Genomic DNA, 24,746 nt, shown 5'->3' on the forward strand with positions numbered 1-24,746 from the left:
CGCTCTCTTTACCGCATACAAAAGGCTTCGCCCCAGATCCATCTCGTCGAGACGAATCTGGGGCGAAGCCTTTCTTGTGTCAGTGTGGCGACTGATACCCGTTAGTTCGGGTCATTCGTCGTCTGGTGACGAGGCGTATTCCCTGCACCTTGATAGGTGGTAGAGAAGAGGCGTAGTGCCTGGTAGGTGAGGTTCCATGCCTTCTGCGTGAAGTCGTAGATGGCACCACCTGGTGCAGGCTGCCCTGTGATACCCTTACCATAGGTAAAGATGTCGCCGTTGAGAGCACCATAAGCGAAGCCACGGCGGAAGAAGAGGTCAGAGGTCTTGTTGAACTTATCTACGAGTTTCGCATTGTCGCGTACGTTGGTGCTAACTTCCTTGGTGAGCAGGTCGGTGATGTAGTTCTCCTTCTCCGTGGTCATACCCCAGTGGAAGTTGAGGCGGTCGACGTCGAAGGTGCTACGACGCGCGCGGTCATCAAGCTCAGCTCCATCCTCAGGCTTGATATCCTTGTACAGACCTGCTGAGGCCAGCGTACGGGTGATGTAACCCTGCTGGAAGCTGGGATACTTCGTGCCATCCCAGAGCTCGTTATCAACCGCTGCACGGAGGAGGTGATTGCTGCCTTCCTTCTTACCCGTAGGGATAGGCGTGTCGTAGAGGTTGCCGACGAAGTACTTCCCGAGATAGACGGACTCGATATCGATGTACTTGATGTAGCGATTCTTCTGAGTGTCAGAGCCAGAAATACCCTTGTTAGGACGTGCCGTGAAGCGCATGAGGCACTGATAGGGGCTACGCTTAGAGTTGCCGAAGGAGTTGGGCTCGCGGTAGGTCAAGCGGTAGGCGTAGGAGAGGCCTTCACCCTGGTCCGTATTGCACCAGTCGATAGCATCGGTCGTGACGAAGTTGCGGTAGCCGAAGGTCGTGGGTTCATCATTCGTCGTCGCATAGGGGAGTTCGAACTCAAGCACACGATAGCGAACCTCCTTATTCTTGGGGTCATGGGTGAAGCGATCGTTATCCGTGTTGTCGATGAACTCCATGGGTGTATAGAGGCTCAGTAGCTCCATCCAAGGCTGTGTTAGAACCTTCACGAAGCCCTTAGCGCTGGTTGCGAGTCCATTCTGGAAGCCGTAGTTCGTGATTGTCTTATTGGATATGAGTGGGATATCCAGGTTCTTCGAGTTGTCAGCGACCCATCTTGTGGAGTTGGCACCGAAGTATTCCTTGAGTACATAGCCCAGAGTCTGCTTAGGCTGCGTATAGAACTCGGCGTTGACCGTGTAGGCCTTCCCGAGCTTGAGCGCCTTGTCGGTTCCCATGACAGGGGCGATGATGTAGTTGGGAGCCGTTACTTCTTCGCCCGTGCTGGTCTTCACGCCTTCAGCGTAGACGTGCGTCTGAGCATAGCCCATAGCAGGGCGGTAGGTGTTCCCGACGTGCTGAGTGTAGTCAGTCGCCGTCTCAATCCCCTTGACAGGCATAGCCCAAGTCACGATGACGTCCTCGGAGAGTGCACCACCCTTCTTACAGAGGCGGTCGCCGTCATAGATGTAGCTCGTCTCATAGAAGGGGGTATAGTCGTTGCTACACATAGCGTTGGAGACCCACTTGTTTCCCGTGTTGATGAAGTAGTCTTGGACGCTGAAGCCCGAGGGGGTCATACCATCGGAGCGACGGAGAGTGGACTGGGAGAGGTCGATCTCACCGTCGAACTGCAGGGCATTCGAGCGGAGAGTGAATCCGCTGTACTGCATGTCCTTCTCGCTGTTATTGCGGATGGTCGTCGTCAGCAGGACACCCTGAGGCTTGAGGGGAATGACACCGCTGGGGACGAAGACGCGCTGAGAGTTCTCCGTGCGGTTGTAGCTCAAGGGAACCCAGCCAGATGCGTAGGGGACAGGGAGGTCTACCTCGTTAGCGATGCCACCAGCTCCGACGGTCTGACGTGTCTTCGTGACGTCGGTCGAAGCAGCCTTGGCGAAGCCTACCTTCAGGTGCTTGGTTTGGGGGTCGAAGTCATTACCCCCAGCGATGATGAGCACTGAGAGTGAAGCCTGATTATTCTTGATGTCCTCTTCGCTGATGCCTACGGGCATGTTGATGTTGAACGTGGCGACCAGCTCATAGGCTCGCTTGCGCGTGTTGTAGTTCCAGCTAGCCTTCTCGTAGGTGAACTGCGTCTGCTTACCAGGAGCCTCTACCTTGTAGATCATCAGGAGATCGCGGGAGGGGTGGTTCGTTACGGTGAGGGTCTTGTTGTACTTGGCAATCTTACTCTTGTTGCCTGTCCCCTGGCCGTTATCATCGAGGATATCCTTGGAGGAGCCTTGGATGCTATAGGTCACCTCCGAGTTGCGGGGATCCCAGTCCAGGGCACGGCCCGATGGCTGGGGGTCTTCCAGCAGCTTAGCGTCGTAGGGGAGGAGTGAGCTCTTGAGTGCGACGGAGACGGGAGCTTCTATGTGTGGGCCCTCATGATCGGGATCAATGGGGGCGTCACTGTTCTTACTGCAGGAGCTTGCTATAATAGACAGAGTGGCAAGGAAGAGTCCTGAGCGAAAAATACGATTCATGGGTGGGTAACTAAAAACAATGTAGGTGATATCTGGATGAACTTAAAGGTCTTCTCCTTCTTCAAAGTCTTCAAAGTCAGCGTCTCCTGAGAATTGTAAGAGGAGATCTACTGTCGCTTCGATCTCGAAGAACTCGGCCTTAGGGGCGAGGTAATCTGTCAAATAGGTCATCGTGAAAAGTTAAGTTGAAAGAAGATAAAGTGCTATCGCACGCCACTGATGATCCTGTCGTCAGTGGGCTGTGTATGATGAGAGGGCGCTCTACGTGCTACGCCGTCCAGCTAAAGAGTTGGGCTTAGGGAGGCGCAATGGGGGCTCGTGAGCTACCGGAAAAGTAAGGTGGAGAGTGAAGGGTGCACGGCTGTAGATGGGCTCTCAGTGCCCGTGCTGGAGAATTAGACCTAGGGAGAGGTCTGAATGCGCGTGTGGTGAATGTTTTCCTTGCTCGCAGGGACTTAGGAGCGCTACTACAAGGCGCTACCAAGCTCAAGCATAGGAAGGGCTACCGCACAAGGCGGCTACGCATGTAAGGGGGATTTGGTGTGAGTGATATCTGCTCGCTCTAACAAGTAGGGCTTTTGTCCATACGGAAATGTGATCAATGCTGTCCGAAGGATATGGCGTGGGGTGACCCACTCTTACCGTATGAACGTATGAGGGTATGTAGATAGTACACACTCTCTAATTTACTTTTACTTCGTGACTGATTTATATCTGTATATGTAAAGAAAGCGCCTTGTCTTGGAGGGGGAAACTCCCATAGACAAGGCGCTTTCTATTATATGTACGGATTATGATCGGGTAAAAATCACTAAGGAGTCTTCAGCAGGCGCTGGATCTCGCTGAGCTTATTCAGGGCTTCCAGCGGCGTGAGGCTGTTGATGTCTACCATCAGCAGGCGCTCGCGGATATCGGAGAGTACGGGGTCGTCAAGCTGGAAGAAGCTCATCTGCACGCCACCCGTGATATTGCTGTTGGGCTCTGTGACGCTGGGTGTAGCAGCTCGGCTGACGTTGACCTCGGTGCTGAGGCCCGTGACTTCGTGGATGTGAGCGGACTCGAGCTGGCCGAGGATGTCAGTGGCACGGTCGGTGATGCTACGTGGCATACCGCCGAGGCGTGCGACTTGGATACCGAAGCTGTGCTCGCTCCCCCCGCGGACGAGCTTGCGAAGGAAGAGCATACGCCCGTCGATCTCGCGGGCGGAGACGTTGTAGTTCTTCACGCGCTCGAGACGACCCTCGAGGTCATTGAGCTCGTGGTAGTGCGTAGCGAAGAGGGTCTTGGGGCGCCCGTGGGGATTGTCGTGTAGGTACTCGATGATGGCCCAAGCGATGGAGATGCCATCGTAGGTGCTGGTACCACGGCCCAGCTCGTCGAAGAGGACGAGGGAGCGGGGCGTGAGGGCGTTGAGGATGCTGGAGGCTTCCTGCATCTCGACCATGAAGGTCGATTCGCCACGGGAGATATTGTCCGAGGCTCCGACACGGGTGAAGATGCCGTCGGTGAGCCCGAGGTGGGCGGCTTCGGCAGGGACGAAGGAGCCGATCTGCGCTAAGAGCACGATGAGGGCGGTCTGACGAAGGAGGGCGGACTTACCGCTCATGTTCGGCCCAGTGATGACCATGATCTGCGTCTCCTCATTGTCAAGGTGCACGTCATTCGGTACGTAGCTCTGCCCGAAGGGGAGCTGCTTCTCGATGACGGGGTGGCGCCCAGCACGGATATCGATGACGAAGCCATCATCGACGACGGGGCAGGCGTAGCGCTCCGTGACGGCCACTTCGGCGAGCGAACTGAGGCAGTCCAGCTCAGCGATGACGCGGGCATCCTGCTGCAGTGGGCGGACGAAGCGCGAGAGGCGTACAAGGAGTTCGCTATAGAGACGCCCTTCGAGGCTGGCGATACGCTCTTCGGCGCCGAGGATCTTCTCCTCGTACTCCTTGAGCTCGGGGAAGATGTAGCGCTCGGCGTTGGCGAGCGTCTGCTTGCGTGTCCAGTCTTCGGGTACCTTATCATTGTGGGTGGAGCGCACCTCGATGTAGTAGCCGAAGACATTATTATAGGAGACCTTGAGGGAGGGAATGCCGGTGCGCTCACTCTCGCGACGCTGGAGCTCCAGGAGGTATTCCTTGCCGTGGGAGGAGAGGCGACGGAGCTCATCCAGCTCGCTATTCACTCCTGGGGCGATGGTGATGCCACGACCGAGAGCGGCGGGTGGCTCTTCGGTCAGCGTATGCTCGATGTCGGAGATGAGCTCGCCCATAGGCTGCAGACGACCGGCTATCTTCTGTAGCTCGGCTGAGTCGCTGGAGGCGAGGAGTGAGCCGATCTGCTCCACTTGGCCGAGGGAGGTGGCCAGCTGGCGTACCTCACGAGGGGAGATACGCCCGACGACGGCCTTCGATGCCATACGCTCGAGGTCCCCGATGCCGATGAGGAGCTCACTGGTCGTGCGACGCAGGTCAGCCGTACGTACGAGATCCGTCACGACCGACTGGCGGCGGTGGATCTCGGTGAGGTCAATGAGGGGGAAGGAAAGCCAGTGACGGAGCAGGCGTCCACCCATAGCTGTCTGGGTGTGGTCGATGATATCGAGGAGGCTCTTGCCCTCCTCGCGGTTCATCGGAGAGAGGATCTCCAGACTGCGGAAGGTGAAGCTATCGAGACGCATGTAGCTCAGGCGGTCGATGCTCCGAAGGGTGGTGATGTGCCCGATCTCGTGGTGGCTCGTCAGCTCGAGGTAATTGAGGATAGCCCCAGCCGCTGCGATAGAGGCGGGGCGCTGCTCGAGGCCGAAGCCCTTGAGACTCTGCACACCGAAGTGGGCGGTGAGCTTGCGACGGTTGTTCTCCACAGCAAAGCTCCAGTCCTCGACCTCAAAGATGAAGCCTCGATAGCCAATGACCTTGTCAAAGAGGCTGCGGCTCGTGCGCTCAACGAGTACCTCCTTGGGCTGGTAGGAGCTGAGGAGCTTCTCGAGGTGCTCGGGGGTGCCTTCGGAGACGACGAATTCGCCCGTCGAGATGTCCAGCAGGGAGATGCTCCCCATGGCACCGTCGCTGGAGAGCCAGACGGCAGCCAGATAGTTGTTCTCCTTGCTTCTGAGGACGTTGTCGCCGAGTACGACCCCTGGGGTGACGAGCTCCGTGATGCCACGCTTGACGAGCTTTTTCGTCAGCTTGGGATCCTCGAGCTGGTCACAGATAGCCACGCGACGCCCCGCGCGAACGAGCTTCGGTAGGTAGGTGTCAAGGGCATGGTGGGGGAAGCCCGCCAGCTCTACGTGCATCGCAGAGCCGTTGGCACGCTTGGTGAGCGTGATGCCGAGGATCTCGGCGGCAGCTATGGCGTCGTCGCTGAAGGTCTCGTAGAAGTCACCGACACGGAAGAGCAGGATAGCATCGGGGTGCTTAGCCTTGAACTCCATGTACTGCTTCATCATCGGGGTCTCTGCGATCTTCTTTGCCATAGTGTGCTTGTGGGGCTTTACTCTGAGGGGGATAGGGGAGAGGAGGGATTACTGGGCGTCTTTGGGCAGGACGTCACGGAGGAGGTCAGCGAAGAACTCCCCACGGGTCAGGCGCCCGTTGTCGACGACGACGCACTCGACCTCACCGCGTGCAGCGAGGCTCCCGTCGAGGTGCAGGATATCCTGATAGAAGACGAGCTTGGGCGCACGCATAGCACAGCGGAGTGCCGAGCGGAAGTGGTCGCCACTGCGCAGGCTCTTCTTATAGGAGATAGATACTTTGGTGACGAAGGCATCCAGGCCATCTTCGTGCATCTTGCCGAAGTTCACGCCCAGGCTCTCGAGGAACTCATGTCGCGTATGCTCCATGTAGTGCTGGTAGTTGGCGTTGTTGACGACGCCCTGTAGGTCGCACTCGTAGTCGCGCACCTTCATCTCGAGGGTGAATAGATATTCCAATGGAGTAGTCTTGATTAGTTTGTCCTCCCCGTAGGCTGGGGCGGTATGGGGTGCCGAAGGTCTGTGGCGGGCCCTTCCTTACCCTATAATATTGTACGAATGAATGCGGTGCCACACGCCTGCAAAGGTACGGCAAAAGTGTGAGTGCCTGCCTATCGAGCCACAAGCGTAGAGCTCTTTAGCAGGAAGCTACGCATCCCCTCTGATCGCCAATAGCGAAGCGAGCACTGTGCGGTCTATTGCCTGCACAGTGCTCGCTTCGCTTAGCTGGACTTTCCTCGGGAGAGCGAGGATGGACTTTAGAGCGGCATATAGAAGAGCGTGGTCTTGCTTACATGGTCGTGGCCTGCACCCTCCATACATTCGCTGATGAAGCTCGCGATCTTCTTGCTAGCCTCCATCAGATCCCCGTCGTTCTTGGGGAAGTTTACCTTGACAGAGCTACCATCCTTTGCCCCTCCGTCGCAGGAGAAAAGCATCTTACTCGGAGCCCCAGCCTCAGTAGACTGGGCTGTGTCAAGCTCGTCAGAATCGGACTTAGGCATCAGTGCGATAGCGAAGAGGAGGTTAAGTAGTCCGATCTTTTCGGGATCATAGACTGTGACCTCTTCGATCCGAATCTCCTGACGGTCCTTGTCATCGCTGATGACGATGGCGGCAAATTTACCTTGCTTGGGGTTGGCGAATGAGGGGAGGCTGCGGAGAAGCTGGTCGGAGAGCGTGGTGAGTGCCTCTGTGCGGGCGGAATGGGAGTCAAGGGGGAGGCCCTTGGCTTGGTGTGGGCTGTAGCTCGTGCGGAGTGAGAGGAGCTGGGAGCTTGGGATGTGGGTGGCGCCTGGTTCCTCGGCTTCCTGTACCTTTACTGCGGTCGAAGGAGAGGGATCGGCTGTGGACTCTATGTCTTGATCCTTGGTGCAGGAGGTAGCACCGAGCAGGAGAAGGCAGAGAGAACAGAATACCATTTTTGTTGTCATAACTTAGATGAGTTGCGTTGGATGATGACTACATAGAGTAGGCTCTCTCGTGGGCCTAAGTGGTTGGTCCTTTGTACCTACGATGCGAAGGTATCAATAAATTATTTAGTGAAGATACACACGAGACGGAGGCACCTTATAAGCCCTGTGGATACCGTACCTATAGAGGGGAAGGTGCGAACCACTATTCCTTCGAAGTGCAAACCACTATTGGAGACCATTGCGCGAGGTCATCTCTTCACAGCTTGCACTTTCCTCCTTCGAACTTCTCAGCCTAAAGCCTCCGATTTGCGAGGGAAGAAGGTACGAGTAATGAAGAAGTGGTCTTGCGCAATGGCCCCATATATAGGTATATGGGTGCATGGGTAGAGCTATATAGGATGGCGAAGAAAGCTATATAGCTTTGGACTGATTCCTATATAGCTTTGTGAAGTGGACCTCTATTAGTTTGTCGCTCCGCGTAGGGATAAAAGTTGCGGACGAGTGGCAGATAAGTTTGGACTACATACGTGGCTCTAATATCTACGTGCGTTGATATTTGGATTTACGTGCCTGGTCTTTAAGACTACGTGCATAGACAAAGGAAAACCACTACGGGAAGGTGCTTTTTTCTTCACGAGAATGATGCTTTTCCCTCCGCTGGATAAGAGGAATACTCGCGATAAGGCGAAGGGCTTCTGTATCACTTCCGAGAGGCATATCGTGGGGCTGGGCGTACGATGCCTTAGCGCTCTCAATAGAGGGCAGGACTCTGCCGCAACAGTCTCTATTGGTCAGCGGTACGAACCAATATAGGTCGGTATTACCCCGCTCACGAGATCGCTTCTTCACTCCTCCTAAAGTAAAATAGGGCGGCACGCATCATGTATGCGTGCCGCCCTATCGGTATGGGACTTATGTCGGGGAGGCCTTCCCCTATGCTTATTCGTTATCAACCTGCGCTGCGTAGGTGCGCCAGCGCTCCAAAAGTTGCTGGAGGTCGCTGGGGAGCTCGCTGTCGAAGAGCATCTCTTCGCCCGTCACGGGGTGAACGAAACCCAGCGTCTTCGCGTGGAGTGCCTGACGGGGGCAGAGCGTGAGGCAGTTTTGGACGAACTGCTTGTAGCGGGAGAATTGGTTGCCCCAAAGGATCTTGTCGCCGCCATAGCGTGCATCAGCGAAGAGTGGGTGACCGATGTGGCGCATGTGGGCGCGGATCTGGTGCGTGCGTCCCGTCTCGAGTCGGCATTCGACCCAGCTGACGTAGGCCAGCTCCTCGAGGAGGGTGTAGTGGGTGACGGCGTGCTTACCCTTAGGAGAGCCCTCGGGATAGACAGCCATCTGCAGGCGGTCACGCTCATCACGGCCGATGTTGCCGATGATCGTGCCTTCGGCTTCCTTCAGTCTGCCCCAGACGAGGGCGCGGTAGGTGCGGCGGGTCGTCTTGTTGAAGAACTGACGTGCCAGATGCGCCTTCGCTTCTGGACGCTTGGCGATGACGAGCAGGCCGCTCGTGTCCTTGTCAATACGATGGACGAGACCGACGTTGGGGTCGGCGGGATCATAGAGGGGATCATCCTGCAGGTAGTACGCGAGTGCATTGACCAGCGTGCCAGTATAGTTGCCGTGCCCTGGATGGACGACGAGCCCCGCAGGCTTGTTGACCACCATCAGCACCTCATCTTCGTAGACGACATCCAGCGGTATGGGCTCGGGGATGATCTCGAGCTCATGCTTGGGACGGCGTAGCTGGAGGGTGACGACGTCGAGGGGCTTGATGCGGTAGTTGCTCTTGACGGGCTTGTCGCCGACAAAGACATAGCCCCCATCGAGCGCCTGCTGGATGCGACTACGACTGCTACCCGTCATGCGAGTAGCCAGATACTTGTCGATGCGCATAGGCGCCTGCCCTTTGTCAGCTACGACACGGAAGTGCTCATAGAGCGGTGAGCTATCGGCATGCTGGAGATAGGAGACGGCAGCGGCATCGAGGCGCTCGACCTCGGCGGTGCCATCAGGGAGAAAGAGATCTTCGTCGCCTTCCCAGGCTTCGCTATCGAGGAGTAGCTCCTCGTCAGTCAGTGGATTACCACCAGTCATTGCTGATGCCTCCGTCATCCTTCTTCTCGGGTGTGGCTGGTGCCGTCCGTAGAACGGTGCTGTCACCTTGGCTGCTGCTATATCCCTCGATATAGCGGTCGAGACCCAGCGTATCGATGACCTGACCTGCTACGAGGAGGACGAGCTTCGTATCGATAGGCAGCTGCGTACCGGCCTCTACGACCTTGCCATCAGCTGTCTGCAGGCCCACGACAGAGCCGACGTAGCCACCAGGCACGACGCGCTGGTCGACGGACTCAAAGCCCAGCCCCTTCAGCAGGGCAAGGATCTGACGGGCCGACTGATCCTTGTAGGTGGGGATCGTCTGGCGACGCTGGTGGAAGCCATTGATAGCGATGAAGAGGATGCGGCCGAGCTTGACCTCGCTACCAGGTGCGGGGATGACCTCGCGGACGGTACCAGGGATAGCGGTGCGGGAGAACGTCGAGTCGTTGATCTCGTACTTTAGCCCTGCATCATCGAGGATGCGCTGCATCTCGGCGAGCGTCTTACCACGCAGGTCGGGTACCTTGACCGTATCCCCGTGGCGGGTGTAGATGTCGAGGCCGTAGGTGAGTAGGACGACGAGTAGGACGGAGGCGCCTACAGCGAGTAGGACGTGCGTCAGGAGCGAATCTTTCTTGAGGAGAGACATATGCTGGTCAGAAGTGGAGTGGGCAGGCTATACGCGACCTGCGTTGATGAACTGAAGGACGCCCTCGGGCACATCTGGTGAGGAGAGTAGGGCACTACTTCCTTCCCATTCCTTTAGTCCGTTGTGGATGTATATGATCTTATCGCCGATAGCACGCACGGAGTTCATGTCGTGCGTATTGACGATGGTCGTGATATTATACTCTTGCGTGAGCTCGTAGATGAGCTGGTCGATGACCGTAGAGGTCTTGGGGTCAAGACCGGAGTTCGGCTCGTCGCAGAAGAGATATTTTGGATTGAGTGCCAGAGCGCGGGCGATGGCGGTACGCTTCATCATCCCACCACTGATCTCGGCGGGATACTTCTTTGCGGCTTCGGCCAGACCGACACGCTCCAGTAGCTCCATCGCACGGCGGTAGGACTTGTCGTAGCTGTCTGAGGAGAACATCTCCATAGGGAAGAGGACATTCTCCACGACCGTCATACTGTCGAAGAGGGCTGAGCCCTGGAAGAGCATCCCCATCTCACGACGCAGACGCAGCAGCTCGGGCTTGGTCATCTTGATGAGGTCACGGCCGTCATAGAGGACTTCGCCCTGGTCGGGACGGATGAGCCCGATCATACACTTCACGAAGACGGACTTACCAGCACCGCTTCGGCCGATGACTAGGTTCGTCTTCCCTGTCTCGAAGGTGGCGTCGATACCCTTGATGACCTCCTTGTCCTCGAAGCGCTTAGCGAGCGACTTGACTTGTATCATAGTGCGGGAGAGCTTAGGTGAGGAGGATGTTGGTGAGCAGGAGGTCCCAGAAGAGGATGAGGACGCTGCTATTGACGACGGCGCGCGTACTTGAGGCGCCTACCTGCAGTGCCCCGCCCTTCACGCAGTAGCCGTAGTAGGAGGCTACCGAGGAGATGATGAAGGCATAGACCACCGACTTGATGATCGAGTAGCCGACGTAGGAGGGCGTGAAGAAAAGCTGGAGCCCGTAGACAAAGTCCTTGTGCGTCATCGAGAGCGCCAGGTCACAGGCGATATATCCCCCGACGATACCCGTGACCATGGAGAAGACCGAGAGCACGGGGATGAAGGCCATGAAGCCTACGATCTTGGGCAGGATAAGGAAGTTCGCAGAGTTGACCCCCATGATCTCCATCGCGTCGATCTGCTCGGTGACGCGCATCGTACCGAGCTCTGAGGCGACGCTCGAGCCGACTTTACCCGATAAGATGAGGCACATGACCGTCGAGGAGAACTCAAGGATCATGATCTCACGCGTGGAGTAGCCGATGGTGAAGCGTGGGATAAGGGGGTTCGTCATATTGATCGACAGCTGGATCGTGATCACTGCACCGATGAAGAGCGAGATGATGAATACGATCCAGAGAGAGCCGACCCCGAGACTGTACATCTCTCGGATGACGGAGCGGAAGAACATCCGCCAGCGCATAGGCAGCGTGAAGACGCGTCCCATAAGCTGCGTATACTCGCCTACCTCGGCGAGGGTCTTAAATTCCATTTAGTATCTACTTGGAGGGCGTGGGCTTACTTAGCGGAGGTCGACGACTTCGCAGCCTGGGTAGCTCTTCGCCGAGAGGGTGAAGAAGCTCGCGGCATAGGCTGTGCGAGGGCTGACCTTCGCGACACGGGCGGTCAAGACGCTCTTGTCCTTAGCCGTGAAGACCAGTTGCGTGGGGATCCCATTGCTTGTCTGGAAGGTCGTTACGACACGGGAGATATTGCTCTTCTGCTGTGGGGTGAAGGCCACGACAGCAGTAGCACCGACCTTCCCCTCGAGCTGGCTTGCAAAGCCCTGAGCGCGGGATCGAAGGAAGTAGAGCGGGTTGATCTGCAGGAGCTCGTCCTGCGAGGGCTTCGATATGGTGAGGGTATGCTCGGCGCTATCGTAGTAGGTGAGCGTCCCAGCGGTGTAGACCGCTGTGATCGTCCCGTACTCGAGGCGGAAGGCATCACCCTGGAGGTGCATCTTACCCGTCGTTGATCCAGTGCTGCGTCCAGCCTTGTCCTGGAGCTGCGTGGAGAAGTCTACCACGGTAGTACCTGTGCGGTAGAGGCTGGCCTCAGCACGCTCAAGTAGGCTCTGTGGAGTGACGGAAGAAGTCGGGGCTGCGGGGGTAGCCTTGCGCTGTGCTATGGCTCCCGTGCAGAGCAGGGCAGCGGCACTCAGCGTCATGATGATACGTCGCATAATCATAGCTCAAAGTTATAAAGTAATGATAAAACGGCCCATTCCCCTTGGGCTTAGCTTAGCTTCTGCAGCAGTTGCTCGAGGGTCGCTTGGTCCTTGATGTAGACCTCGCGGGGCTTACTGCCCTCCTGTACGCCGACGATGCCGGCGCCCTCGAGCTGGTCCATGAGACGGCCAGCGCGGTTGTAGCCGATGTTGAACTTACGCTGGATATTTGACGTCGAGCCCACCTGTGTCTGTACGACCATGCGGGCGACCTCGTCGAAGAGGCTGTCCTTCTCGTTGGGGTTGAAGCCCTTGGCACCATTCTCCTCCCCTTCGGGGATGTATTCGGGGAGTTCGTAGGCGGAGCCAGTGCTCTCCTGCTGCGCTATATATTCAACGATAGCCTCGGTCTCGGGCGTATCCATAAAGGCGCACTGCACGCGGATCATATCCTTGCCCTGATAGAAGAGCATGTCGCCTCGGCCGATGAGCTGGTTGGCTCCAGGAGAGTCAAGGACGGTGCGGGAGTCGACCATAGAAAAGACCTTGAAGGCGATACGTGCGGGGAAGTTCGCCTTGATAAGACCCGTGATGACGTCTGTCGAGGGGCGCTGTGTCGCGATGACCATGTGGATCCCTGCGGCACGTGCCTTCTGCGCCAGGCGGGCGATGGGCTGCTCGACCTCCTTGCCTACGGTCATCATCAGGTCGGCGAACTCGTCGACGATGAGCACGATGTAGGGGAGGATCTCGTGTCCGTCGATGCGCTTGAGGGCACCGGAGCGGACCTGCTCGTTGTACTCACGGATGTTGCGCACGGCGCGCCCTGCGGTCTGCAGGAGGCGGTAGCGGTTGTCCATCTCGATACAGAGGGAGTTCAGCGTCGCCACGACCTTGGTCATGTCGGTGATGATCGCGCGCTCGGCATCGGGGAGCTTAGCGAGGAAGTGACGCTCGATCTCCTCGTAGATAGAGAACTCAAGCATCTTGGGGTCGACCATGACGAACTTCAGCTCCTCGGGGCGCTTGCTGTAGAGGAGCGAGGTGATGAGGGCATTCAGCCCGACGCTCTTCCCCTGACCCGTAGCCCCTGCGATGAGCAGGTGGGGCATCTTCGTCAGGTCAAAGATGAAGGGCTCGTTCGTGATCGTCTTACCGATACCGATGGGGAGCTCCATCTTCTCCTGCTGCTCACGGTACTTGCGTGAGGCGAGGATGGAGCGCATCGATACGGTCTGTGGGGTGGAGTTCGGTACCTCGATACCGATCGTGCCAAGGCCTGGCATGGGGGCGATGATACGTACGCCCTCGCTCTTGAGGCTCATGGCGATATCATCCTCCATCGTCTTGATGCGGGAGACTTTGATACCCGACTCGGGGATGACTTCGTAGAGCGTCACGGTGGGGCCAACGGTGGCCTTGCAGGGGGTGACGTTCATCTTGAAGCTGGCGAGCGTGTCGATGATCTTCTGCTTGTTGTACTCGATCTCCTCCATGTCGATGCCCGTGCCGCCCTGCTCATAGTCGCGCAGGAGGTCGATGGTGGGCTTGCGGTAGAGGGCGAGCTGGATGCCAGGAGCTAAGGGCTCGGGGGCGGTGCGGTCACCGTCCTCGACGAGGTCATCCTTAGGCGCTTCCTCGACGATCATCTCAGGGACGTCCGAAGGCTCGGCGCTGGTTGTACGGCTGAAGGATGTCGCACTTGGGGCTGCTTCTGCTGTGTGCGCAGTCGTAGCCGTCGTGGTGGCTGTCGTCGGAGGTGTATGCACTACGTAAGGCGTGGGGTCTTCCTCCTGCACGTCCATATCCTCGTCATCGGTGGGCATCGGAGGCTCGTCACGCCAAGCATCTTCGTCTTGGCTGTAGCTCTCCCCCTCCACCTCGCTCTGAGGCTCTTCGTCGCTCTTCTTGCGAGAGAAGAGGCGCGAGAAGAAGCCACCCACCTGAGGGCGTGGGACGGAGACGTGGGGTACCTTCGGCACCTTGGGATTCTGTATGGCGCTGAGCACACGACTGCTGCACGTCACTGCGAAGATGAGTAGGGTGAAGGCCAGCACGCCGAGGAGGCCAGCGATGCCGATGCCTCTATATATATAGGTAAAGAGCTCCTCACCGCGCAGACCGCCCCAGCGCAGGAAGCTATCCGAGGGGACGAGCGACTGTAGGCCGGCTGCTGCTACGGATACCCAGAGCAGGAGGAAGCCATTGATGAGGAAGCTTGTGATGTAGCGGTAGGGCGCGATACGGGGGCGCCAGATGAGGTGGGCAAAGAGGTAGACGACGTAGGAGAGCGCGAAGACGATCCCCCAGCCGAAAAGCTGGTTGAAGAGGTAGTCTGCGAGACGGGCTCCAGGCAGGCCTAAGATGTTCTTGGCTTCGCGCCCCAGCTCAGCGGCAGCCTCGCCATCTCGAGCAGCATAGATGAGGCTCTGGTCACTCCCCCCAGAGAAGAGGAAGGTGATGAGTGCTAAGCAGGCGAAGAGGGAGCACGCCGCCAGCGCCAGCCCAATGAGGGTGGGGATGCGACGGTTGTCGAAGTTCACCTTCATCAGATCCTTCAGGCCACCGAAGAGCGTGGTAAGCGGAGAGGGTGCATTCCTCTTCGCTCCCCCTGCTGTAGGGCGGCGGCCACGTGGATTACTTGATGTCTTACCTGAAGTCTTAGCCATGATGTCTTATCGCTTTGTCGCTACTCTTTGTAGCCTACAAAGTTAGCGAAAGCGAGCCATTTGCCCACATTGCTTGTTATATAGCTGTAAGGCGTCCTCCTCGCCCTACATATCACACCCTATTAATTTAATATGAACTATCTGATGACACTCCTTGCCTCAGCTCTCGGTAGCTGCGCTCTTGGCTCTCCCGACGGAGAAGTCCCTGTACTCACTCCCGAGGTCTTCATCGAGACGGCTCGTGCCGATAGTACGGCCTTCATCCTCGACGTGCGTCGCCCTGGCGAATTTGCCGAAGGTCACCTCGAGGGTGCACAGCTCCTCGACTGGCTCGACCAACCTGCTTTCATCGAAGGCATCAAGCACTTCGATAAGAAGCGTACCTATTACCTCTACTGCCGTAGCGGGAAGCGAAGCAATGCTGCAGCTACCTATATGCAGGCCGAGGGCTTCCGCGTGCGCGATATGGAGGGCGGCTATATGCGCTGGACGGCTGAGGGTCGCCCCGTAGTCAAGTAAGCCCTTCTCCTCCTTCTCTCTAATTCATCACTGCACCCTCTCGTGGTGCCTAATGACCCGATAATAAGACAATGATCAAGATCTATGGAATGGAATCCTGCCCCGACTGCACATACGTCTGGGACCAGGTCCAGGGCGATGCCCGCTACGAAGTGATAGACTTCGGACTCGATATCCGCCAGCTCAAGGCGTTCCTCAAGCTCCGTGACAACGACCCCGCTTTCGCTGCTGCCAAGGCACGCGGTGCGGCTGGTATCCCCTGCTTCGTACTTGAGGATGGGCGTGTGACGCTTTCTCCCGAAGACGCAGGCCTGCGCTCACGTCCTGCTGAGGGTGCTGCTTGCAGTATCGACGGCTCGGGCTGCTAAGCGCATAGCTCCGCCTTTATAGTCCCCATTTACGCTACGGGGCTACCTTCTCACGCTGGAGAAGGTAGCCCCGTGGCGCTTTTGTGTCGTGCGGAGGGCTAAGGCGTGGCACGCACCTCGAAGGTGGTACGGCGGTTCAGCTGGTCGCATACGGCCTGCTCTTCGGGCTTCGTGAGGCTGGCGATGAAGTCAGGGGTGAGCACCGTACCCACAGCGAGGAAGGGGTGCACGGCTGCGGTGCGCTTCGTGACGGTGTAGGGCTCATCGCTCCCGCATCCCATAGCCTCCAGCCGCTCGGGGACGATGCCTCGGCCGATGAGATAGCGGACGACGGACTCAGCTCGCTGCTGGGAGAGTCGGGCATTGTAGCTCGCTGTACCTCGTCGGTCGGTGTGGGCGGTGAGGCGGATCTTCACCTCGGGGTTGTCGGTGAGGAGCTGGTAGAGGGTCTCCAGAGCGGGCGTGCTCTCAGGGAGTAGGTCGGCCCGGTCGAAGGCGTAGTACACCTCACGCAGGGCCTCGGGGCGCACGCGGGAGGAGAGGAAGAATTCTACCGTGTACTCTTCGCTCAGCGTCTGCTGGGGATCGGTGCGCAGGCGGACGAACTGATTGAGGTAGTCTCGGCTGCTCGCCAGCAGGATGTACTCCGTGTCGGGCGCTACCGTGAGGCGGAAGGCCCCCTCGCTGTCGGTCGTGATGAGCCGCTCTGTCCCGTCGGGTCGTCGCCCTACGATGCGCACCGTCGCTCCTCGGATGGGCTCCTCCTCGCGGTCGAGGACGTAGCCAGTGATCGTCGTGGTTATCTGACGGCGACGGAACTCATACAGGTGCGGCAGGCCACGTGCATCATCGCGTGAGGAGGCGAAAAGCCCCGCCTCGGCTAGAGGCTCCGCACTCGGCCAAGCCTGTGGCGCTGGGGTGGGAGCAAAGGTCAGTTCGTCGGCCTCGCTATTGATCGGAGAGGGGAGGTGCAGGAGGGTGGTGTGCCCATCACTGTGAAGGGTCGCTTCGTAGATATCCAGCCCGCCAAAGCCCCCCGCGCGGTCGGAGGCGAAGTAAAGCGTACTGTCGCTCGTGGCGTAGGGGAAGAGTTCGTCGGCTGTGCTACTCACTCCCGTGATAGGTACGGGAGCACCGAGGGCATCGCCATAGAGGTCGACGTAGTAGAGCTCCTTGTCTTGGCGGGCTTTGTCGGGCGCTTCGCTGACGAAGAAGAGGCGTGCGCCCGAGGGGCTGACTGCGGGGTGCGCTGTGAGGCGTGTGCTATCGGCGAAGAGCCGAAGGGGGCCACTGGGCTGCCAGCGGCCACGTTCGTCAGGTGTGGCAACCCAGATCTGAGGCGTGTTGTGCTCCCCTTGGCGCTGGGGAGCGTAGGTATAGTAGAGCCGTCGTCCGTCGGGGCTTAGGCTCGGTGTGCCAAGCTCAGCCGTCGCTTCGGCAAGACCCTGCAGGCTGTCGGGGGCGCTGAGCCACGTGCCATCGGCCTGCTGACCGAGGCGGTAGAGGCGTCCGAGAGGCTCACCCGTCACGGGGGATATGCTCTTGGAGAGGGCTGTCGGGCGGTGGCTCCCGAAGAGGAGCGTTCGCCCGTCGGGGGTGAAGCTCACCCCGAACTCACTCCGCGTGGAGCGGAGACGGTCGAAGCGCTCCACCTCATACAGCCCTTGTGGAGAGCTGTCTTCTGCTCGGAGCGCTTCTGTGGATAAGGTCGTGTATAGCTTGCTTTTTCGCAGTAGACTGTCGGGGAGGTGCAGGCGCCGAGCGCGCTGCAGTAGGGCCCTTGCCGTGGCATAGCGTCTACCTCGGTAGGCGGCCTTGGCAGCACGCAGGCTGTAGAGGCCGCGGCGCTGTCGCTCTTTCTTCGGGGTACTCTTATAGAGCTCCTTATAGAGCTGCTCCGCCTCGTAGTAGGCTCCCGTACGCTCAGCTTCCCGAGCCCGAGAGAGGAGGCTCCCAGCACAAGAGCTGAGGGCGAGGAGGAGGGTGAAGGGGAGGAGACGAAGGAGGCGACGAGAAGGCCGAAGCATGGCGCAGAGCTGTGCTAAGGGATGTGGATAAGCTTGTGCATCTGCAGGCTGAGCTGCCACTCGGGATGCTCAAGGATGTGGGAGACACAGAGCTCAATGGCAGCCTTGTCGGCCTCGCTCTGCGTCTCGCCGACGAAGATGGGGCTTAGGAGGTAGGCGCCAGCGGGGGGCAGCTCGCTCACCGCTGGCGGTAGGTCAGCAGGGCTTCCCACGGGGAAGCGGAATTCACCCACGCCGTCGGGGAAGTTGCGGTGCAGGAGCTGCATCGCCTCTTTCTTCGGGCTGCAGGTGATGTAGTCCAGCCCAGCGGGTGGGCGCCGCGTGCCGTTGGTCTCAATGGACTGATGGTAGCCGAGGGCCTTGAAGTAAGCTACCGTCTCCTCGGTGAGCTGGAGCGTGGGCTCGCCACCCGTCCAGATGATACGGCGTCCAGGGTAGGGGGCGATGGCGTCGCGAAGCTCCTCGATGGTCATCTCGGTGCCCGAGTCAAACTCCGTGTCGCAGAAGCTGCAGCGGAGATTGCATCGGCTCAGACGGATGAATATCGAGGCCTTACCCATGTGCACACCTTCGCCCTGCAGGCTGTAAAATATTTCGTTGATCAGCATGAATGTCGTGGGGATAATCTGGGTGCAAAGATACGACGACTCGCGTAGCTCCCCCGAGATGAGGCGAGGCATACCCCTCACTACCCCCTTCTCTTGCACGAGGATTTTCCTTATCCAGCCGAGGAAAAAGTGGTATTCTCGTGCGGAAAAAAGGCCCCTCCCGTAATGCTTTTCCTCTGTCCACGTACGTGGTCTTAAAGACTACGTACGTAAATCCAAACGACTACGCACGTAGTCATTAGATCCACGTACGTAGACCGAACTTATCTACCATTCGTCGGCACCTTTTATTCGTGCTCATCGGAGGTCACTCCACTACTGCTCCCAGCTTTTCTCTCCGAAGAAGCGAGTCTCATAGAGGAAGGAGTGTAGGAGTGCTTTTTCGGGTATTTGGCACCATCCCCACTATTAGGTATTCTGCTTCTCTACATATAGTAGGGTATGTCATTAGCGTTTAGCTCCTTGAGAAGAGATGACTCGTTGAGTAGCTCGCCCCAGAGGTGTGTCCTGTGACATAAGCTCCTCCTCATTTTGTACTTTTGCTTCCTCCCGAGAGCGCGCGGGGCGCTTGCCTCGCCTTCCCTATGGGAGCATATTCTCTAACCAATAATTAACAAAGCAGTATGTATATCAAGCAGTGGGCAGCAGCCCTTCTCCTCGGCGCTATCGTCCTCGGCACGGCTTCGTGCGCTAAGGACGAACCTAAGAAGCCTGAGACGAGTGTAGCTATCGAGGACCTCGCAGGTACGTGGAACCTCAGTGGGGTTACTTTCTCCCCCGAGACCGTCACCGTGGGTGGTACGGAGTACAAGGTCGCAGACCATATCTTCAAGGCTTCCATCTTTAATCGGCTGAGTGTAGCTCCCTCTAAGGTCAAGATCGAAGGCGAAAAGGCTACCCTCATCTCTGTCGTTGGCGGCGTAGAGAAGACCTTCGACGTCACGGTGAAGGAGGGCAAGCTTTCCTTCCATACCTTCCCCTTCGGTAGTGTCGTCCGCGAAGGCAACCGGCTCAAGCTGGAGATCGCCGTCACTAATGACCTTCTGAAGCAGATGCCTCTGAGTCACTTTGCTAACGACGAAGCAAGTACTATCCTCAAGGCGATCGCCGAGCAGGGGAAGGATCTGAAGATCACCGCTACGGGTACGAAGTAGCCCGCTTCTCCCCGCCACATCGCACGATATAGCACGGCCACCGCTCCAGCTCTCGCTGGGGTGGTGGACGTGTGCGATTATTTGATACCTTTATGGAGTGCTATAGCCTGAGGATATCCTCATGTCGGACTATCGGTATATTCGCTCACACCCTGAGTGCGTGCGGGATGCTTGCCTTACCCGCTCTTTAGGAACGCATGATTTTAACCTATCTAATGTATAAGTCGTATGAATATCAAGCAGTGGGCAGTAGCCCTTCTCTTCGGTAGTCTCGTCCTTGGCGCGGCTTCGTGCTCTAAGGACGACCCCAATGGACCTAAGTCGAGTGTTGCTATTAAGTACCTGGAGGGTTCGTGGAATCTTGGTGAGCCGACGATCTCCCCCGAGACCATCACCACCGAGGGCAAGGAGTATAAGGTGGCAGACCACATCTTCAAGACTTTCCTCTTTACTGGGCTGGGTTGGGAGCCTCGATTTATCCTGATCAAGGGCGAGACAGCTGAGCTTCGCGCCGTTGGCTATTGCGTTCAGAAGAGCATGAAGCTTGCTCTGAAGGAAGGTAAACTCTCCGTGCATAACCTCCCCATCGGGGGTGTCGTCCGTGAGGGTAGGCTACTCAAGTTGGAGATCTCCATCACAAATGCCCTCTTGAAGCAGATGCCCTCAGGGCACCTAACTCAGGGTGAGAGTGGCTTTATCCTCAAGGCACTTGCCGAGCAGGGGAAGGATCTGAAGATCACCGCTACGGGTACGAAGTAGTCCGCTCCTCCCCGCCACATCGCACGATATAGCACGGCCACCGCTCCAGCTCCCGCTGGGGTGGTGGCCGTGCTACGCTTCGGTGGGGCACTGCTCATCCTCCCGATGCCCGTGCTGTAAATAAGAGTGGAGGGCGTGAAAAATTCATGAAGATTCTGCTCTATATTGAGTACCTTTGCAAGACATTATAGCCCAATGAGTATCGTACAAGCAGTAGACTATCACGTCCCCGTTATGCTCGAGGAGTGCCTCCAGGGGATGAACCTCCAGCCCACAGGCCATTATGTCGACGTCACCTTCGGTGGAGGGGGGCACTCACGTGCTATACTCGACCGTCTCTCTGACGGCGGGCATCTCTACTCCTTCGACCAAGATCCCGATGCTGCAGCACGAGCCGAGGAGACGGAGCGCTTCACGTTCGTCGCCTCGAACTTCCGCCATCTCGAGCGCTTCATGGACTACTATGAGGAGCTGGGGCATGTGGATGCGCTCTTGGCTGACCTCGGTGTCTCCTCCCATCACTTCGATGATATGGAGCGTGGCTTTAGCTTCCGTGACGAGACACCACTGCTGGATATGCGCATGAATAACCGCGCAGGCCGCTCAGCGCGTGACCTTCTGAACGAGTACGACGAAGCCGCTCTTGCCGACATCCTCTACCGCTATGGTGAGCTGAAGCAGAGCCGTAAGATCGCCCAGCGTATCGTGCAGGCCCGAGCTACGGCACCTCTGCAGACCGTCGGGGATCTCATCGCCGTCGTCCGCCCCTTGGTGCGTCCTGACCAAGAGAAGAAGCAGCTCTCCTGCATCTTCCAGGCGCTGCGTATCGAGGTCAATGGCGAGCTGACGGCTCTCGAAGAGCTCCTCGAAGCTACGAAGCGCGTCCTGCGTCCCGGTGGCCGTCTCGTGGTGATGACCTATCACTCCCTCGAGGATCGCATCGTCAAGAACTTCCTCCGCCAGGGCGATGACTCGGCCGATGCCCGTATCTACGGCTCTTCGGCTTCAGCTTGGCGTCTGGTGACGCGTAAGCCCATCACGCCTTCTGCCGAGGAGATCGCTCGCAACCCTCGTGCCCGCAGTGCTAAGCTGCGTATCGCTGAGCTTCTCTGATCCCTCCCAATACCTCTACCCTTACCGATGACTCCAGACGAATATATCCCCTCCGACGAGAGCCGCCACTACGAAGCGGATACCCCACATGAGCCCCACTATACCGATGCCCATGAGGGCGAAGAGGATCGCGCGCGCGGTCTCATTGAGTGGATCGAGAATGACCTGTGGGGCTTGCCCGGCCTTCGGAAGAATATTCGCTTCATCGCCTACTGTCTCTTCCTCGTGGGGGTGATGATCGCATGGCCCTATATCTATCAGGGCAGCTTGCGTGAGATCACTTCGCTGGAGAAGAAGCTGGAGGATATCCGCTACAAGGCCCTCTTCACCTCGGCGGCACTCATCGAGTATGAGCGTATCAACAACATCACGACCAAGGTCGACCAGTACCAGCTTCAGCTCGTACCCGCTACCCAGCCCCCTTATCTCCTCGTCGACTCGGGCCAGTATCCTACGCCCAAGCCTCACTAACCCCACGTATATCCCCCTTCCTACGACTGAGATTCGTCAATGAACCTGCGTACAATCACCGCTAAGCTCAAGGCCTTCGTCGCGGCGGCTAAGGCCCTCGCCCGTGGACTCTTCTTCAAGTCCCAGCGTGGTGTCGAGTGGCACCGCCTCACCCACGACCGCTATCCCTGGGTCGTGGCTTTTATCTCGCTGGCGATGGTCCTCGTGATGCTCCGCATTGTCTTCTTCATCCTCAGTCCCGACGGCAAGCGCTATGCGGAGATGGCCTCTAAGGTCAACCCCCCACGCTACAGCGCTGTCGAGCCTATGCGTGGCTCGATCTACGCCCGTGATGGACGCCCTGTCGCCGTCACCTCCCCCGTCTATCGCCTCTTCTTTGACTTCGGACACGAAGCCCTCGAGCCGCTGCGTCAGCCCCTCCCTCCGAAGGATGGCGATAGCAAGCAGCAGGCCAAGCGCGAGCAGATCCTCAAGCTTCGTGCCGAGTATGAGGCCGGTCTGGATTCGCTGGCCGAGCTGATGTCCAATACCTTCGACCTCTCGGCTCGCAAGCTCACTAAGGCCAAGCTCAAGGCACGCTGGAAGCAAGGCTTCGATACCAAGTCCCGCCACTGCGCTGTCTATCCTGCCGACGTACCCTACGTCCAGTACCGCGCTTTCGAGCAGGCAGAGCCCTTCGTCATCCATAAGACGGGCCCCAATAGGTATAAGAAGCGCCTCTTCAGCAAGCTCATCTATACGGAGAATGAGAGCCGTCGTGTCTATCCCTTCGGTTCGCTGGCTTACCGCACCATCGGGCATATCTACGACCGTACCGATGGCGGGCTGACGAAGGCACGCTTCGGTCTTGAGCTTCGCTACAACGATCTCCTCCGTGGGGAGCTCGGTGAGAAGCTCTCCTTCTATAACATGGGTCGCTACGAGCAGACCATCAGCAAGCCCCCCGTCGATGGGGCAAGCGTCTACACGACCCTCGACATGAATATACAGAGCATCGTGGAGCGCAACCTCCGCGAGCAGCTCTCCTACCTTGAGGCGGAGAGCGGTACCGTCGTCCTGATGGAGGTCAAGACGGGTAAGGTCGTCTCGATCTCCAACCTCCAGCGCACCGCACCTGGCGTCTACCACGAGACGGTGAATATGGCCGTGTCGGATATGAGTGAGCCAGGCTCTACCTTCAAGGTCGCTTCGATGATGGTTGCCCTCGATGATGGGGTCGTCCATCCCAATGATACCATCGACGTAGGCAACGGCCTCTGGAAGTACGGCGGTAAGGTCATACGTGACCACAACGCCCACCATGGTGGCTATGGGCGTCTCTCCGTAGCGCAGACCATCGTCAAGTCCAGTAATGTCGGTGTGGCAAAGATCATCACCCGTGCCTATGAGTCGCGCCCCGATGACTATGTGCAGAAGATCCGTAACCTCGGCTTCGGCGAAGACCTCAAGCTCGAGATTGATGGCTACGAGAAGGCCCGCATCCGCAAGCGCTCAGACAACCCCGACCGCTGGTACAATACCACCCTCGGCTGGATGTCCTACGGCTATGAGACGCAGGTGCCTCCTATCTATACGCTGGCCTTCTTCAATGCGATCGCTAATGGTGGTCGCTATATGCGTCCTTACTTCGTCTCCGAGATCCGCAGACAGGATCAGGTCATCAAGACCTTCGAGCCGACGGTCGTGCGTGAGCAGATCTGTAAGCCCGAGACGCTGACGGCGATCCAAGAGATGCTGCGCCGTGTCGTCACCGAGGGTACGGGGAAGAAGGCGCGCTCGCCCTTCGTCGCTATCAGCGGGAAGAGCGGTACGGCACAGCTCTCCTCAGGTCGTGGTGGCTACCGCGACTCCACGGGGCACGTACGCCACCAGGTATCCTTCTGCGCGTACTTCCCCTCTGAGGCGCCTAAGTACTCCTGTATCGCGGTCATCCGCAGACCCTCGAGCCAGTTCAGCGCTGGTGGGGGGGTGATGGCAGCTCCTATCATCCGTAAGATCGCCGAGAGCCTCTTGGCACTCGAGGATCCTATCCCTCTGGATTCGCTCCGTCGCTCGTCCTCTCCCAAGGCGTATACGAAGGAGATCGCCGCAGGCCGTGCTTCGGCACTCCTCTCGGTGATGGCGCAGCTCGGTATGCCCACGCCTCGTATGCCGAAGGACGCTGGGCTCTTCATCGCCGTCGATACGACGCTACATGCCCGCTCCCTGCCCGCTACGAATGGCCGTGTGCCTGCCGTCGTCGGTATGAGTGCGATGGATGCTGTCTACCTCCTGCGTAAGATGGGCTACAACCCTCGCCTGCGTGGTGCAGGCAACGTCGTCGGGCAGTCCATACCGGCAGGCTCACCAGCCGCAGCCGGCACCGAGGTTGTCCTGGAGCTCGGCTTCGCCTCCTAAGGCGCACGGCCCCTCCCTTCTCCCTTTCCCCTCATCGACGTATATCAATTCTATATCCAATGACACTGAGCTCCCTCCTCCAAGGCATTGCCTATACCTCACCCTCCGAACCCGCACTTATCGCGGGCTGTGAGATCACTCATATCACCGAAGACTCCCGCGCTGTGAAGCCTGGGACGCTCTTCGTCGCCCTACGTGGTGTCCATGCCGATGGGCATCGCTTCGTCCCCGCCGCTATCGAGGCGG

The 24,746-nt window shown here is 58.1% G+C and carries 21 protein-coding genes; 8 read left to right on the top strand and 13 right to left on the bottom strand.

The features are described 5' to 3' along the window. Positions 1–101 precede the first annotated feature (101 nt). The 11 genes from HMPREF1323_RS00460 to HMPREF1323_RS00505 form a co-directional block, all read right to left on the bottom strand. Positions 102–2,582 carry a hypothetical protein gene (locus HMPREF1323_RS00460; RefSeq protein WP_009432175.1) on the bottom strand — a complete coding sequence of 827 codons (2,481 nt, stop codon included), beginning with the start codon at positions 2,580–2,582 and terminating at the stop codon, positions 102–104. Positions 2,583–2,624: 42 nt separating this feature from the next. Continuing rightward, on the bottom strand, positions 2,625–2,753 hold the full coding sequence (locus tag HMPREF1323_RS09295; protein ID WP_255327146.1) for a hypothetical protein: 129 nt from the start codon (positions 2,751–2,753) through the stop codon (positions 2,625–2,627). A 640-nt stretch (positions 2,754–3,393) separates the two neighbouring features. Continuing rightward, positions 3,394–6,054: a DNA mismatch repair protein MutS gene (gene mutS, locus HMPREF1323_RS00465; RefSeq protein ID WP_009432172.1), complete on the bottom strand. Its 2,661-nt coding sequence runs from the start codon at positions 6,052–6,054 to the stop codon at positions 3,394–3,396. Between the two features lie 48 nt (positions 6,055–6,102). Then, positions 6,103–6,489, bottom strand: coding sequence for an acyl-CoA thioesterase (locus tag HMPREF1323_RS00470; RefSeq protein WP_044123818.1), 387 nt, complete (start codon positions 6,487–6,489; stop codon positions 6,103–6,105). A 323-nt stretch (positions 6,490–6,812) separates the two neighbouring features. Then, positions 6,813–7,487 (bottom strand): hypothetical protein, encoded by a 675-nt coding sequence (locus HMPREF1323_RS00475; RefSeq protein WP_156795155.1) that lies wholly within the window; start codon positions 7,485–7,487, stop codon positions 6,813–6,815. Positions 7,488–8,408: 921 nt separating this feature from the next. Next, the gene (locus tag HMPREF1323_RS00480; RefSeq protein WP_009432176.1) at positions 8,409–9,584 is read right to left on the bottom strand and encodes an RluA family pseudouridine synthase; all 1,176 of its coding nucleotides are present in this window, start codon (positions 9,582–9,584) and stop codon (positions 8,409–8,411) included. Next, the gene (locus tag HMPREF1323_RS00485; RefSeq protein WP_009432174.1) at positions 9,553–10,221 is read right to left on the bottom strand and encodes a PASTA domain-containing protein; all 669 of its coding nucleotides are present in this window, start codon (positions 10,219–10,221) and stop codon (positions 9,553–9,555) included. The genes HMPREF1323_RS00480 and HMPREF1323_RS00485 overlap by 32 nt, the downstream gene beginning before the upstream one ends. Before the next feature lie 27 nt (positions 10,222–10,248). After that, positions 10,249–10,980, bottom strand: a complete 732-nt coding sequence (locus HMPREF1323_RS00490; RefSeq protein WP_009432193.1) for an ABC transporter ATP-binding protein — start codon at positions 10,978–10,980, stop codon at positions 10,249–10,251. Between the two features lie 13 nt (positions 10,981–10,993). Further along, positions 10,994–11,740: an MlaE family ABC transporter permease gene (locus HMPREF1323_RS00495; RefSeq protein ID WP_009432196.1), complete on the bottom strand. Its 747-nt coding sequence runs from the start codon at positions 11,738–11,740 to the stop codon at positions 10,994–10,996. A 30-nt stretch (positions 11,741–11,770) separates the two neighbouring features. Next, positions 11,771–12,430, bottom strand: a complete 660-nt coding sequence (locus HMPREF1323_RS00500; protein WP_198004357.1) for a LolA family protein — start codon at positions 12,428–12,430, stop codon at positions 11,771–11,773. Positions 12,431–12,483: 53 nt separating this feature from the next. Further along, positions 12,484–15,084, bottom strand: a complete 2,601-nt coding sequence (locus HMPREF1323_RS00505) for an FtsK/SpoIIIE family DNA translocase (RefSeq protein ID WP_009432178.1) — start codon at positions 15,082–15,084, stop codon at positions 12,484–12,486. Between the two features lie 132 nt (positions 15,085–15,216). Here HMPREF1323_RS00505 and HMPREF1323_RS00510 point away from each other — a divergent pair, with 132 nt between their 5' ends. Further along, positions 15,217–15,603, top strand: coding sequence for a rhodanese-like domain-containing protein (locus HMPREF1323_RS00510; RefSeq protein ID WP_009432171.1), 387 nt, complete (start codon positions 15,217–15,219; stop codon positions 15,601–15,603). Between the two features lie 71 nt (positions 15,604–15,674). Further along, positions 15,675–15,971, top strand: coding sequence for a glutaredoxin (locus HMPREF1323_RS00515; protein ID WP_044123821.1), 297 nt, complete (start codon positions 15,675–15,677; stop codon positions 15,969–15,971). A gap of 98 nt (positions 15,972–16,069) precedes the next feature. Here HMPREF1323_RS00515 and HMPREF1323_RS00520 read toward each other — a convergent pair whose 3' ends face one another. Together HMPREF1323_RS00520 and HMPREF1323_RS00525 are read right to left on the bottom strand one after the other, a co-directional pair. Next, positions 16,070–17,998: an OmpA family protein gene (locus HMPREF1323_RS00520; RefSeq protein WP_009432192.1), complete on the bottom strand. Its 1,929-nt coding sequence runs from the start codon at positions 17,996–17,998 to the stop codon at positions 16,070–16,072. Positions 17,999–18,012: 14 nt separating this feature from the next. Further along, positions 18,013–18,606 (bottom strand): 7-carboxy-7-deazaguanine synthase QueE, encoded by a 594-nt coding sequence (locus tag HMPREF1323_RS00525; protein ID WP_044115219.1) that lies wholly within the window; start codon positions 18,604–18,606, stop codon positions 18,013–18,015. A 623-nt stretch (positions 18,607–19,229) separates the two neighbouring features. On the opposite strand from HMPREF1323_RS00525, the gene HMPREF1323_RS00530 reads away from it, so the two are divergent. The 6 genes from HMPREF1323_RS00530 to HMPREF1323_RS00555 form a co-directional block, all read left to right on the top strand. Continuing rightward, positions 19,230–19,760 (top strand): hypothetical protein, encoded by a 531-nt coding sequence (locus HMPREF1323_RS00530; RefSeq protein WP_009432184.1) that lies wholly within the window; start codon positions 19,230–19,232, stop codon positions 19,758–19,760. 228 nt (positions 19,761–19,988) lie between these two features. Then, positions 19,989–20,519, top strand: a complete 531-nt coding sequence (locus HMPREF1323_RS00535; protein WP_009432177.1) for a hypothetical protein — start codon at positions 19,989–19,991, stop codon at positions 20,517–20,519. A 195-nt stretch (positions 20,520–20,714) separates the two neighbouring features. Next, a complete protein-coding gene (gene rsmH / locus HMPREF1323_RS00540) occupies positions 20,715–21,632 on the top strand; it encodes a 16S rRNA (cytosine(1402)-N(4))-methyltransferase RsmH (protein ID WP_009432179.1) in 918 nt (305 codons plus the stop codon). 27 nt (positions 21,633–21,659) lie between these two features. Beyond that, on the top strand, positions 21,660–22,103 hold the full coding sequence (locus tag HMPREF1323_RS00545; protein WP_009432198.1) for an FtsL-like putative cell division protein: 444 nt from the start codon (positions 21,660–21,662) through the stop codon (positions 22,101–22,103). 39 nt (positions 22,104–22,142) lie between these two features. Further along, complete coding sequence (locus HMPREF1323_RS00550) at positions 22,143–24,500, top strand: penicillin-binding protein (protein ID WP_009432173.1); 2,358 nt, start codon at positions 22,143–22,145, stop codon at positions 24,498–24,500. A 59-nt stretch (positions 24,501–24,559) separates the two neighbouring features. Further along, on the top strand, positions 24,560–24,746 hold a 187-nt coding region (locus HMPREF1323_RS00555), incomplete at its 3' end, for a Mur ligase domain-containing protein (RefSeq protein WP_009432197.1).

Origin of the sequence: Porphyromonas sp. oral taxon 279 str. F0450 (genome assembly GCF_000292995.1) — a bacterium.
Lineage (GTDB): Bacteria > Bacteroidota > Bacteroidia > Bacteroidales > Porphyromonadaceae > Porphyromonas > Porphyromonas pasteri.